Source organism: Paraburkholderia sp. GAS206C, assembly GCF_050435645.1.
In the GTDB taxonomy this organism is placed as follows: domain Bacteria; phylum Pseudomonadota; class Gammaproteobacteria; order Burkholderiales; family Burkholderiaceae; genus Paraburkholderia; species Paraburkholderia phenazinium_B.
On sequence record NZ_JBNDKR010000021.1, the window covers coordinates 14,581 to 27,461 of the forward strand.

Below are 12,881 nucleotides of genomic sequence, written 5' to 3' on the forward strand. Positions count from 1 at the left end.
CCTGTCCACGGGGCGGGATTATTTGCTTGAAAAACAGCGCTTTGGCATCAGATTCGACAAGCCGGCGGCGCCTTGATGTCCGCGGCGGCGGCCCTGAAAAAGGGCGGCAACGTTACACCTTGCATGGCTATACGGGCGCTTCTTTACCGCATCGGAAGCGGCTCGCATCCAGCGAATCAAGCAAGTCATCCCTCGGTCGCCGGCTCAGCCCGCGCTCCCGCAAACCGCTAGAATAGTCCTTTGCCCAGGCCCCGGTGCCGCACACATGTCCGAACATCATCTGACTGAAGTCAACGACGCTCTCGACGAGTCGAAATTCGTGACGTTCGAAGGCTCGCCGTTCCAGCTCTATCAGCCGTACGCGCCTGCTGGCGACCAGCCCACCGCTATCGACACGCTCGTCGAAGGCGTCGAGGATGGCCTGTCGTTCCAGACGCTGCTCGGCGTGACCGGCTCCGGCAAGACCTTCACGATGGCGAACACCATCGCGCGGCTCGGCCGTCCGGCGATTGTCTTTGCGCCGAATAAAACGCTGGCGGCGCAGCTTTACTCGGAATTCCGCGAGTTTTTCCCGCGCAACGCCGTCGAGTACTTTGTCTCGTACTACGACTACTACCAGCCGGAAGCGTACGTTCCGCAGCGCGACCTGTTCATCGAGAAAGACTCGTCGATCAACGAGCATATCGAGCAGATGCGGCTCTCGGCTACGAAGAGTCTGATGGAACGGCGCGACGTGGTGATCGTGGCGACGGTGTCGGCGATTTACGGTATCGGCAACCCGTCCGAATATCATCAGATGATTCTGACGCTGCGCACCGGCGACAAGATCGGTCAACGCGACATCATCGCGCGGCTGATCGCCATGCAGTACAACCGCAACGAAACCGAGTTCCAGCGCGGCGCGTTCCGCGTGCGCGGCGACACGATCGACATCTTTCCGGCGGAGCACGCGGAAATGGCGGTGCGTGTCGAATTGTTCGACGACGAAATCGAAACCCTGCAGCTGTTCGACCCGCTGACGGGCCGTGTGCGTCAGAAAATTCCACGCTTCACGGTGTACCCGTCGTCGCACTATGTGACGCCGCGCGAGACCGTGATGCGAGCCGTGGAAACGATCAAGGCCGAACTGCGCGACCGGCTCGAGTTTTTCTATAGCGAAGGCAAGCTGGTGGAGGCGCAGCGTCTCGAGCAGCGCACCCGTTTCGATCTGGAAATGCTGCAGGAACTGGGCTTCTGCAAAGGCATCGAAAACTATTCGCGGCACTTCTCGGGCGCGGCGCCGGGTGAACCGCCGCCGACGCTGGTCGACTACCTGCCGAGCGACGCCCTGATGCTGCTCGACGAATCGCACGTGCTGATCGGTCAGTTGAACGGTATGTACAACGGTGACAAGGCACGCAAGGAGAACCTGGTCAACTATGGTTTCCGTCTGCCATCCGCGCTCGATAACCGTCCGCTCAAGTTCAACGAGTTCGAACGCAAGATGCGCCAGGTGGTATTTGTGTCGGCCACGCCCGCTGATTACGAGCAGAAGACGGCAGGGCAGGTGGCCGAGCAACTGGTCCGGCCAACCGGCCTTGTCGACCCCGAAATCGAGGTGCGTCCGGCGCGTACCCAGGTTGACGATGTGCTCGCCGAAATCAACGAGCGCGTCAAGGCGGGCGACCGCGTGCTGGTCACGGTGTTGACCAAGCGCATGGCCGAACAGTTGACCGAGTTTCTGGCGGACCATGGCGTCAAGGTGCGTTACCTGCACAGCGACATCGATACGGTCGAGCGTGTCGAAATCATCCGTGATCTGCGGCTTGGCACGTTCGACGTGCTGGTGGGGATCAACCTGCTACGTGAGGGGCTCGACATTCCGGAAGTGTCGCTGGTGGCGATTCTCGATGCGGACAAGGAAGGCTTCCTGCGCGCCGAACGCTCGCTGATCCAGACCATCGGCCGGGCCGCGCGGAACGTGAACGGCCGGGCGATCCTGTACGCGGACCGCATCACCGATTCGATGCGCCGCGCCATCGACGAAACCGAACGGCGCCGCAACAAGCAGATCGCCTTTAACCTCGAGATGGGCATCACGCCGCGCGGTGTGGTCAAGCGCATCAAGGACATCATCGACGGCGTCTATAACGTCGACGAAGCGCGCGCGGAGTTGCAGGAACAGCAACAGCGCGCGAAGTTCGAGGACATGTCCGAGAAGCAGTTGTCGAAGGAACTCAAGCGGCTCGAGAAGCAGATGATGGAGCACGCCAAGAACCTCGAATTCGAAAAGGCGGCCCAGACGCGCGATCAGCTGGCGCTGCTGCGTCAACGGGTATTTGGCGCTAATGTCGGCGATCATCTGACCGGCACCAGCTAGTTACACCACCTCTAAGCTCCATCCTTCCTACCCGACTCTGACCTCAGGCGAAGCCTTCTAGTAAGGATTTGCCTGACGGTCGTGTCAGGACAATCCCCGTTTTTGACGTCTCATGAAACCCTTGCTGAGAAAGGGTTTCCCGGCGTCGTCATTTGTTTTCGACTCCAAAAACTGGTAAGATTCGCTCAATAATACGAATAGTTCGCATTAGCGTTAGTAATTATGAGAAAGTGTATTGAATGCTGAGCGGGCACCGGTTTTGGCGCTGGCGTTCAGCATTTCAGTCTAAAAAACAAGGAGTTTCAATGCGGGTTTCTTCATTCGTGCGCGGCGGCATGGTAGCCGTCGCAGTGGTGGCAGCCATCACGGCAACGGCCGCCGAGTATCCGATCGGCAAGCAGCAGATTCAGGGCGGCATGGAAATCGGCGCGGTCTATCTGCAGCCGATCACGATGGAACCGGAAGGCATGATGCGCAAGGCATCCGATTCGGACGTCCACCTCGAGGCCGACATCCACGCGGTCAAGAACAACCCGACTGGTTTCGCGGAAGGCGACTGGATGCCTTATCTGCAAGTGAGCTATGAACTCACGAAGGCCGGCTCCACCCAGACGCAGAAGGGCGACATGATGGCGATGGTCGCCGACGACGGTCCGCACTACGGCGACAACGTCAAGCTGCAAGGCCCTGGCAAATACCACCTCAAGCTCTTCATCGCACCGCCGATGCAAACCGGCCACATGGCCTTCGGCCGTCACGTCGACAAGGAAACCGGCGTGGGTCCCTGGTTCAAGCCGTTCACGCTCGAATACGACTTTACGTATGCGGGCATCGGCAAGAAGGGCGGGTACTGATCAACGCGCGGCATTTGCCTGGAAGGGGCCATGAGAATCAACCGAAACATCGCAATCCTTGCCATGACGACTTCGCTCGTTGGCGCCGCGCACGCTGCCGACCTGCCCACGTTCAAGCTTGAAATGGCAGACGGCACGCTCAATCCGGCGCGCATCGAGGTGCCGGCCGGACAGCGCATCAAGATCGAGGTGCGCAACACGGGCAAGGGCGCGGCTGAATTTGAGAGCGTCCAGTTGCGTAAGGAGAAGGTGCTCGCGCCGGGCGCGGATTCGTTCGTGGTGATCGCGCCGCTGTCGCCGGGTGAATATAAGTTTTTCGACGATTTTCATCAGCAGGCACAGGGTGTGATCGTCGCGAAGTAGGTCCGGCAGTATTGAGTGCGGGCGCCTGGCGTCCGCTCAGGTAGCAGGAGAAGTTCGATGGGTCAGGTGTTGTTCATCGTGTGGCGGGAGAGCGTCGAGGCGCTGCTGGTCGTCGGTATTCTGTACGCGTGGCTGAAGAACGGCGACGACAACGCGCGCCGCGGTCTGCCGTATTTGTGGGCGGGCGTCGGCGCGGGCATCCTTGCGGCGATCGCGCTCGGAGCTGCGTTGATCGGATTCACTGAAGTCCTGTCCGGCGACGCGCAGGACTACTTTCAAACTGCGATGGTGCTGGTTGCGTGCGTGCTGATCGTGCAGATGGTGCTGTGGATGAAGCGGCATGGCCGCACGCTCAAGCGTGACATGGAGCAGTCGCTGCAACAGAGCACGCGCGACTCGAACTGGTGGGGCATCGCCGTGCTGGTCGCACTCGCAATCGCGCGTGAAGGCAGCGAAACGGTCATCTTTCTGTATGGCCTCGGCTTCGGCCAGTCGGGCCACGTCGACGGCGGCCAGATACTGGCCGTGCTGATTGGCCTCGCTCTCGCATTCCTGACGTTCTACGTGTTGCAACTGGGTGGCAAGCTTTTCTCGTGGCGGCTCTTTTTCCGCGTCACCGAGATCATGTTGCTGTTTCTCGGTGCGGGCCTGTTCCAGACCGGCGTCGACAAGCTGATCGACAAGGAAATTCTTCCCACGTTTGTCGATCAATTGTGGAACACCTCGGCGCTGCTAGACGATTCGAGCACGTTCGGGTCGCTCGTTGCCACGCTCACTGGCTATCGCGCGCATCCCGCGCTGATGAACCTGATCGCGTATGCGGTGTACTGGGGTATCGTCTATCTGCTGGTGCGCCGCGCTAACCGGCAGCCGGCGCAGCAGGCGGCGGGGCGCGTAGCATGAGAGGGGCGTTGCGCCGCTCAAAACACCTCGACCACGCCAACCCCGCGAGCGGCCCAGGCCGGCTCGCAGCGGCGGGCCAGTGGATGCAGCGTCACGGCGCGCTGATTCGCGGCATCCAGTGGGTCGTCGTCGCGGTATACGCGTTCCTGATTCTCGTGCCGGCGTTCTCGCCCTTGCCGGACGAAACGGCGCATCTCTGGAATAACCTGACGCTTGCCGCGCAGTTCGTGTTCTGGGGTATCTGGTGGCCGTTCGTACTGCTTTCCATGGTGATGCTGGGTCGCGTATGGTGCGGCGTGCTGTGCCCCGAGGGCACGCTCGCCGAGTTCGCCAGCAAATTCGGCCGCGGCTGGGCGATTCCTCGCTGGATGCGCTGGGGAGGCTGGCCGTTTGTCGCCTTCGGTCTCACCACCATTTACGGTCAGATGGTGAGTGTCTATCAGTATCCGAAGGCGGTGTTGCTGGTGCTCGGCGGCTCGACTTTTGCCGCGATGATTATCGGCCTGCTGTATGGACGCGAGAAGCGCGTCTGGTGCAAGTATCTCTGCCCCGTCAACGGGGTTTTCGGGCTTCTGGCGCGACTCGCACCGTTTCACTACAAGGTCGACGAAGACGCCTGGCGCCGCTCGTATAAAGAGGGCGAACACGGCCATCGCGTGATTCCGATTAATTGCGCCCCGCTGGTGCCGCTGCGCAACATGAAGGGTGCGGCGTCGTGCCATATGTGCGGCCGCTGCAGTGGACATCGTGATGCGATTGCCTTGACGTGGCGCGCACCGTCGTCGGAAATCGTGGAGCTTGGCGATCGGCAGGCAAGCGCCTGGGACACCGCGCTAATTCTGTATGGACTGCTAGGCATTGCGATTGGCGCGTTTCACTGGACGGTGTCGACGTGGTTCGTCGATCTGAAGATGGTTCTCGCCACCTGGCTCGTGGATCGCGATATCACCTGGCCGCTCGACACCAACCCGCCGTGGTTTCTCTTCACGCACTATCCTGAGCAGAACGATGTATTTTCGTGGCTCGACGGCTCGCTCGTGATCGGCTACATCGTTGCGACTGGGCTCGTCTACGGCACGATCCTGCTGGTGTTGCTGATGGGCGCATCCCGCACGCTGGGCAAGTTTGCGACGACGGAGCGGCTGCATCATCTCGCGCAGGGGCTGATTCCGCTCGCGGGTGCTGGCGTGTTTCTCGGGCTGTCGGCGACCACACTGTCGCTATTACGCGCCGAGCATGTCTCGCTGTGGTGGGCGACGGATCTGCGCATTGCCATTCTGGCTGTGGCCAACCTGTGGAGCGCCTGGCTCGCCTGGCTCGTCACACGCCGCTACAGTGAGCGGCTTTTCCAGCGCGGCTTTGCGATGGTGTGGTTTATCACTGCACTCGCCGTTGTCGATAGTGCGTGGTGGCTGATGTTCTGGGGCTGGACGCGCTAGCGGCGCGTTGAACACCAACTACTCCACCCGCGCTTCCGCAGACAGCGCAGCAAACACAAAAGCCGTGGGATGTCGCCATCCACACGGCTTCTTCATACGACTCGTTCAGTAGTTGCGACAAGCGCTTCAGCGCAAGTCCGCATTGGTGGGAACCAAAATGAGAACCAAAAAAACGGCGTGGCTTGCTGTGACGGCTGGCTTGGTGTGTTTGCACGAAGGGGTCTAGATCTCGCGTGCAAGCCGTCGTTGCTGGCTAATGCCCAACACCTCTCGAGGAGGTGGTCCCCACAATACCCGGTAGATACCTCGTTACTTGGTCAGAATCAGTTTGCCGAGCCGCGTGGCGCGAAGCTGGTAGGTCTCGCCGTTATGCACGATGCTGACGTGACTGCGGCCCTGGAGCAGCGTCTCGCTACGGACTGCCGGCGCGGAAGTGTTTGCGGCCGGCGTCGACGGGCTGCGTTCGGCGGACGGCCGCGGAGCAGCGGTCGTGCTGATGGCTTTCGGACGGCTGGTTAGCGCAGCCGCCGCTGGGCGGCGCAGGCTAAGCGTAGAAGAGCGTGTAAGGTCGTTCATTCGTTCCGTCGGGTTGTCGATTCGATGGAGTGATTCTAAATGATAATCGTTCCCATTTACAAGGTCGATAAATTCATCGGATTACAGTTTCGATAGGTGGGGCAGGTAGGTTCACCGCAGGAGCGGTGAGCGCAACGCGTGTACTTCACCAACTCCCGCAATGCCCGCTCCGCCAGGCCTCAATGCAACGCGCCAGGCGCCTTGTTGCCTTGCACGTACTGGCGAATCAACCGCACCGTATCGATGTCCGACTCGCGGTACGCCGATTTGACGATCTCCTGCGTTTGACGTGCATCCTCGTCGTCGGAAACGGGCAGGGTGGTGGTGTATTCGAAGCGCAGGAACAACTGCAACTCGTCGGGCTGCTCGATGGTCATCGTGAGCGAACCGCCTACGTGCGATTCGGTGGCGAGGATGTCGTAGCGCACGCTCTGGTTGGCGAGCAGCGTGACGCGGTCGCGCACCGTAGCCTGGCCGTAGTGCAGTTCGCGCTCGAGCGTGTCCCCGGTACGCGACAGGATCGTGCATGTGTCGAGCCCCAGCACGAACAGTTGCGGCTGTTCGGCGCGCAGCACCAGTCCTTCCCACAACTGCTCGCGGGTCATGGCTTCGACGAACGGATTCAACGGGTCGTTGATCTGGATTAGGTGTTCGAAATTCAAAACGGAGGCTTCCTCTTCAAGCTAAGCGATGCCCATGTCAGCGCGCGCGGCGTCAGGCAGCGGCAAGGCCCGTACGGATCGTGATCGGATGCGTCAGGATCTTGTGGACCGGACACGCGTTGGCGATCTGCAGCAAGCGTTCGCGTTGCTCGTCGGACAGCTCGCCCTCGAGCACGACTCGCCGGTCGATCGTCGAGCCCTCGGCTCCGGTCTCGATGGATAGCGTCACACGCACGTCGGCCAGCGGCCAGCCCTTGCGCTGCGCATACATCTTCAGCGTGATCGAGGTACAGGCGCCAAGGCTCGCCAGCAGCAGCGTCACCGGGGCAGGCCCGCGATCGCCGCCGCCGAGCGATTCCGGTTCATCGGCGATCCAGGTGTGTGTGCCGTCGTCGAGAAGAACCTGGAAATTCGTCGCGCCGATGTGGGCGGTGACGGTGGACTCTGCCATGCGCGCTCCTGAACAGGGACGGGGGCGCCGCGCGGCGCAGGGTACAGAGGTCAAGGGCGCGCGGCATGAGCCGCTATTGTGAACGAAATCGCCCGGCTTCGCGCCGCAGAGGTCACGGCAGCACGGCGCCGTTAGCGGGCGCGCCGCATACGGCCGTCGCGCCCGCCTGCCGCGCAGGGGCAACGCTCAGTGCGTGATCTGCCCCATCCGCCCCGCTTGGTAGTCGATCACGGCCTGGCGAATCTCGTCCTCGGTGTTCATCACAAACGGCCCGTAGCGCACCACCGGTTCCTTCAGCGGCACGCCGCCCAGCAGCAACACATCGAGCGGTTCCTCGCCGGCGGCCAGCGTGACCGTATCCCCGTCATTGTTGAACACAACCATCTGGCGAGGTCCGATTTCGCTGCGAGCCTCGCCATAGAAGCCGTGGCCCGACAACCCATAGGCGAACACGCGGTAATTCGCCGGCACGGCATGCTCGATCGTCGCGCCCGGTTGCAGCGTGAAATGCTGGTACAGGATCGGCGTGCGGGTTTCGATGGCCGCCGCCACGCCCAGCGCTTCACCTGCAATCACCTTCACGCGCACCGAGCCGTCCGCAGAGGTTGCCACCGGAATCTTTGCCGATGGCATCTCCTGGTAGCGCGGCGCGATCATCTTGTCGCTGCGCGGCAGATTCACCCACACCTGTAAGCCATGCACCCGGCCGCCGGTACGCACAAACTCCGGATCCGGCATTTCGCTGTGGACGACACCGGCCCCTGCGGTCATCCATTGCACATCGCCGGCGTTCAGCGTACCCGAGTGGCCCGCCGAGTCCTTATGGCCGAACTGGCCCTCAAGCGCGTATGTGACCGTTTCGAAGCCGCGGTGTGGATGATCCGGCGCGCCCTTGGCTTCGCCGGGCGCGTAGTCGATCGGGCCCATTTCGTCGAGCAGCAGAAACGGGTCGAAGTCCATCAGCATGCGCGTCGGAAACGGGCGATGGACGATAAAGCCGCCGCCTTCGGTCGTGCGAACCGCGGGATACGTGCGTTCGATCGTGCGTGTCGAGCTCATCCAAAGTCACCTTAAAAAATGGGGAATAGCACTATTTCTGAAACATAGGGCTATTATAGGGACCGTTTTTAGCGGTGCCAGCCACCCTCACGCAATGGATTGTTCTATTCATGGAACGATGAGATGAAGATCGATTCGCACAATCTGAACGACCTGATGTACTTCTCGCAGGTCGTCGCGCACGGCGGATTCTCCGCGGCCGAGCGGGTGCTGGGCATCTCGAAGTCGCGTCTGTCGCGGCGTCTGACCGAGCTGGAGGCGTCGCTCGGCGTGCGTTTGCTGCAGCGCTCCACGCGCAAGCTCGCGCTGACCGAGGCGGGGCAGTTGTTCTACCAGCATTGCCAGGCGATGCTGTCGGAGGCGCAGGCGGCCGTCAACGTGGTGCAGCAGCTACGCTCGTCGCCGCGCGGCTCGGTGCGCGTGAGCGTGCCGGTCACCATTTCGCAGACATTGCTCTCGCAGATCCTGCCGGAATTCATGCACCGCTATCCAGAGGTTCGGGTGGTGATGCGCGTGACCAATCGCGTCGTCGACCTGTTTGAAGATTCGATTGATGTTGCATTGCGGATCCGCTCGGAGCCGCCCGAAAACGCCAATATCGTCGTTCGGCCGTTGTGGCGCACGCAGCAGATGCTGGTCGGCGCACCGAGCCTGCTGCAGCAAAACGCGCCGCCGCTCCTGCCATCCGACCTGAACCGCTTCGAGACGCTCGATACGCCCACCACCGACGGCCGCCACGTGTTTCAGCTGATCTCACCGGACGGCACGCGACACATACTTGAACACGAGCCACGTCTGGTGAGCGCCGATCTGATGACGATCCGCGAGGCGGTGCTGGCAGGTGTCGGCATCGCCGCATTGCCCGAAATGATGTACGGCGCTGCGCTGCGCGCCGGGCAGTTGTCGCCGGTGATGCCGGGATGGACGCTACCTGCGCCGCAGCTTTATGCGGTGTTCGTTTCGCGGCAGGGCATGGTGCCTGCGGTGCGGGCGTTCGTCGACTATCTGGTCGAGATGCTGGACCCGGATACCGGAAAGCACACCATTGGCGAATGCCCGGAGGCTGCAGAAAAGCGCAAGACCGTGCGGACGACGATCGAGCAATCCATTGCTCAGCCTACGACCGTTTGAAGCACTGCGTCATATCGTTTTGGCATTTAAGCGCCGCCTGTGATGAGTACTTTCAATGGGTCTTTGCTTGAATGCGTGGGCTGGCGGGCTTATAGTGAAATCCCTCCGCTAAGGAGTCTCCTATGCGGAAACTCATGGCCGCTATCATAGCGAGCCTGATAGGGCTGATCGCGCTGTCCGTGTCGAACACGGCTGTCGCATGTGGAGTCGCTCGCTACTCATCCGATAGCAGGTGATCTCGCCGCCCGAAGGCGCCTTGTGCGCACAAAAAAAGGCCTTCATCCGACGATGAAGGCCTTTTACTTTTAGCCCTGAAAATCAGGGCTATTTTGCATCCGGACGGTGCTGACGCTAGTGTTAGTGGCTGACAGGCTGCGTCACGAAGCCGATTTTCGTGAGCCCGCCGGCCTGCGCCGCTGACATGACTTGTGCCACCTTTTCATAGGCCACCTTACGATCTGCGTTCAGATGCATTTCAGGCTGCGGGCTTGTCTTTGCGGCCTGTTCGATCTTGGCGCGCAACTCGTCGTCGCTGACCTTCTGTTCATCCCATAGCACGGTGCCGTCAGCTTGCACCGACACGTTCACCTGCACCGGCCTGGTCTCTTCTTTCTGGCTGCTTGCATGCGGCAGATCGACTTTCACGGCGTGGCGGATCACCGGGATCGTCACCATGAAGACGATCAGGAGAACCAACATGACGTCGACGAGCGGCGTCATGTTGATTTCGTTCATCAGGCCATCGTCATCGTCGCTGGCGAAGGGGCTCATTCCCATCGGAGTACCTCGCTGATCAGTTGGCGCGCGTGGCGAGTCGCAGCCCGTCGCCACGCTTGGACGACGACAGGCGCGCGCCCGTAACGAAGAACGCATGCAGGCCGTGGGCGAAACGGTTCAGCTTGGTGACGAGCGCCTTGTTCGCCCGGGTCAGCGCGTTATAGCCGAGCACCGCCGGAATCGCCACGAACAAGCCAAACGCGGTCATGATCAGCGCTTCGCCGACCGGGCCGGCTACCTGGTCGATCGAGCTCTGACCGCTCGCGCCGATCGCCAGCAGCGCGTGATAGATGCCCCACACCGTGCCGAACAGACCGACGAAGGGTGCCGTGCTGCCGATCGACGCGAGGATCGCCAGGCCACTCTGCATGTGGGCGATGCTGTCGTCCATGGTGTCTTTCAGACAGCGCGTGATCCAGTCCGACACGTCCATACGGTCGTGCAGATGCGGTTGCGTCTGGTGATGGTGATCGGCCGCTTCCTGACCCGACAGCGCGAGCGCGAGAAACGGATTGTCCTGCGGCGACGAGGAGCGTGCGCCCAGTTTCTGCACGCCGTCCGTGAGATCGTCGGAATGCCAGAATGCCTGTTCGGCATTCTTCGTCAGACGTTTGAGGCGCACCACGTTCCAGCCTTTGATGACGATGACGCTCCAGGACAGCACCGACATGATCAGCAACGCGAGCGCGATGCCGCGCGTCACGAAATCCCCTTGGGCCCAGACGTGGGCCAATCCGTAGTTCTGCATTGCGATTCCTTTTTTTAAAATCTGCTTCAGTCGGTCAGTTGCGCTCAGTTGAGTTCAGCCACCTGCGCCTAGTCATTCAGACCGAATTCGTACGGCTGGGTGTAGGCGGCCCGGATCGGCACGCCGTTCTCGAGATAAGGCTTGCACGTGCTTGCGCGCACGGCGGCGAGTGCTGCGTCGTCGAGGCGGTCGAAGCCGCTGCTTTTTTTCAGGGCGATGTCCTCGAGATTGCCGTTCAGACCCACGACAAACCGGACGTAGGCGGTGCCGGCTTCGCCGCGACGCCTCGACAGCATCGGGTAGTCGGGCTTCGCGATATTGCAGTCGAGATGCGTGACGTTCTTGGGTGCGCTGATTTCCATCGTCGGCCGGCCGATGGCCGGTGCAGCCGCGGCCGTCGGTGCCGGCGCCGCTGGGGCGGCCGGAGCAGGCGGTGCGGACGGCGCGGCGGCGGGCGCCGTCGGCGAAGGCGCTGCCGCTTGCGGCAAGGGCATCGGCGTCGGCTTGGGCGTCGGAGTAGGCCGCGCCTGGACCTTCGGCTTCGCGTGCGGGACGGGCGGCGTCGGCTTGGGTGGCGGCGGGGCGATCGATTGCACTGCGGTGGGCGCGGCCACTGGCGCGGGACTCAACAACTCGGCGGTCAGAGTGCGCGACTCGATGGGGCGCACCGGCTCGTCGTGACGTACGCTCATGATCACCGCAAGCAGTGCGACGTGAATCAGGGCGACGGCAGCGATGGCTGTAACCGCGCGGGAATTCATACGGCTGGAAGGCGCCGGCCCGAGGCTGGCTGGGAGGGAGTGCGAGGCGGGCATGTCAGCGCGGCCAGGCGCCGTCGATACCGGGTCTACGACAAGACAGCGTCATTTTCGGAATATCAGCAGCGAGATACACAGGGTGGTCACGAAACCAATCAGCAATTCCATCTCGAACTCCTTGACGGGGTGAGCGGGTAGCTGGCTCGTACGTGTACTGGCTTGCTGACGGCAGTGGACTAAAGCGTGAGGCCGAGGCGGCCGGGACGCTTGAGGCACGGCGGGAGCGCCGTGCCGGCAGGATCAGGCGGCCTTGCGTTCGTAGAACGTGAGCGGCACCGGATGTGCATGATGCTCGACCCCACAGCGGCTCGCGCAGACACCGCTTTGCGCCATCACATCGCGCACGGACTCTTCGCACTTGCCACAGCAGGTAGCGACGCCCAACTCGAACTGGAGCTCATCGAACGAGTCGACGCCATCCGCGATCGAGGCACGGATCTTCCGGTCGGAAACAGACTTGCACACGCAAACGATCATGGTGGGTCGTAATAGCTAACGTTAATGCGAATTATTATCATTATGTTTGATGCATTTGGCAAGCGTCCTGCGGGAATTTTTGTAACAAAACCAGCCTGTTAGGAGGGATAACCTGGTTTAGAGATGGGGGCGGATGGGGTGTCGGCTGCGTGGGGTGGGGCGGGGGGGGGGGGGGGGGGCGGCCCATCGCGCCGCGGTTTGATGGCCGGGTGCCTCCGCCGAGGGTGCGCAGAGCAGGAATAGCTCGGGGGGCTCGGGGCGGAT

Annotated in this window: 14 protein-coding genes; 6 read left to right on the top strand and 8 right to left on the bottom strand. The window is 61.8% G+C overall.

The genetic code is table 11. The features are described from left to right. Positions 1-265 precede the first annotated feature (265 nt). From uvrB to P3T20_RS36920, 5 genes are all read left to right on the top strand, one after another. The gene (gene uvrB, locus P3T20_RS36900; RefSeq protein WP_074265268.1) at positions 266-2,359 is read left to right on the top strand and encodes an excinuclease ABC subunit UvrB; all 2,094 of its coding nucleotides are present in this window, start codon (positions 266-268) and stop codon (positions 2,357-2,359) included. Between the two features lie 305 nt (positions 2,360-2,664). Further along, entirely contained in the window at positions 2,665-3,213 is a 549-nt protein-coding gene (locus P3T20_RS36905; protein WP_074265267.1) for an iron transporter, read from the top strand. A 30-nt stretch (positions 3,214-3,243) separates the two neighbouring features. Beyond that, positions 3,244-3,576, top strand: a complete 333-nt coding sequence (locus P3T20_RS36910; RefSeq protein WP_074265266.1) for a cupredoxin domain-containing protein — start codon at positions 3,244-3,246, stop codon at positions 3,574-3,576. 57 nt (positions 3,577-3,633) lie between these two features. Beyond that, on the top strand, positions 3,634-4,479 hold the full coding sequence (locus P3T20_RS36915; protein WP_074265265.1) for an FTR1 family iron permease: 846 nt from the start codon (positions 3,634-3,636) through the stop codon (positions 4,477-4,479). Between the two features lie 83 nt (positions 4,480-4,562). Continuing rightward, complete coding sequence (locus tag P3T20_RS36920; protein ID WP_254368909.1) at positions 4,563-5,918, top strand: 4Fe-4S binding protein; 1,356 nt, start codon at positions 4,563-4,565, stop codon at positions 5,916-5,918. Positions 5,919-6,227: 309 nt separating this feature from the next. Here P3T20_RS36920 and hemP read toward each other — a convergent pair whose 3' ends face one another. From hemP to P3T20_RS36940, 4 genes are all read right to left on the bottom strand, one after another. Continuing rightward, positions 6,228-6,494, bottom strand: a complete 267-nt coding sequence (gene hemP, locus P3T20_RS36925) for a hemin uptake protein HemP (RefSeq protein ID WP_074265263.1) — start codon at positions 6,492-6,494, stop codon at positions 6,228-6,230. Positions 6,495-6,673: 179 nt separating this feature from the next. Continuing rightward, positions 6,674-7,156, bottom strand: coding sequence for an SRPBCC family protein (locus P3T20_RS36930; protein WP_074265262.1), 483 nt, complete (start codon positions 7,154-7,156; stop codon positions 6,674-6,676). Positions 7,157-7,208: 52 nt separating this feature from the next. After that, positions 7,209-7,607 carry an OsmC family protein gene (locus P3T20_RS36935; protein ID WP_074265261.1) on the bottom strand — a complete coding sequence of 133 codons (399 nt, stop codon included), beginning with the start codon at positions 7,605-7,607 and terminating at the stop codon, positions 7,209-7,211. A gap of 186 nt (positions 7,608-7,793) precedes the next feature. After that, the gene (locus P3T20_RS36940) at positions 7,794-8,666 is read right to left on the bottom strand and encodes a pirin family protein (protein WP_074265260.1); all 873 of its coding nucleotides are present in this window, start codon (positions 8,664-8,666) and stop codon (positions 7,794-7,796) included. Positions 8,667-8,789: 123 nt separating this feature from the next. On the opposite strand from P3T20_RS36940, the gene P3T20_RS36945 reads away from it, so the two are divergent. After that, positions 8,790-9,797, top strand: coding sequence for a LysR family transcriptional regulator (locus tag P3T20_RS36945; protein WP_074265259.1), 1,008 nt, complete (start codon positions 8,790-8,792; stop codon positions 9,795-9,797). A 357-nt stretch (positions 9,798-10,154) separates the two neighbouring features. On the opposite strand, the gene P3T20_RS36950 is transcribed toward P3T20_RS36945, so the two are convergent. From P3T20_RS36950 to P3T20_RS36965, 4 genes are all read right to left on the bottom strand, one after another. Next, the gene (locus tag P3T20_RS36950) at positions 10,155-10,574 is read right to left on the bottom strand and encodes an ExbD/TolR family protein (protein WP_429289452.1); all 420 of its coding nucleotides are present in this window, start codon (positions 10,572-10,574) and stop codon (positions 10,155-10,157) included. A gap of 16 nt (positions 10,575-10,590) precedes the next feature. Next, a complete protein-coding gene (locus P3T20_RS36955) occupies positions 10,591-11,322 on the bottom strand; it encodes a MotA/TolQ/ExbB proton channel family protein (RefSeq protein ID WP_074265257.1) in 732 nt (243 codons plus the stop codon). A 68-nt stretch (positions 11,323-11,390) separates the two neighbouring features. Then, positions 11,391-12,137: an energy transducer TonB gene (locus P3T20_RS36960; protein WP_429289453.1), complete on the bottom strand. Its 747-nt coding sequence runs from the start codon at positions 12,135-12,137 to the stop codon at positions 11,391-11,393. Between the two features lie 243 nt (positions 12,138-12,380). Further along, a complete protein-coding gene (locus tag P3T20_RS36965; RefSeq protein WP_074265255.1) occupies positions 12,381-12,617 on the bottom strand; it encodes a (2Fe-2S)-binding protein in 237 nt (78 codons plus the stop codon). Positions 12,618-12,881: the final 264 nt, after the last annotated feature.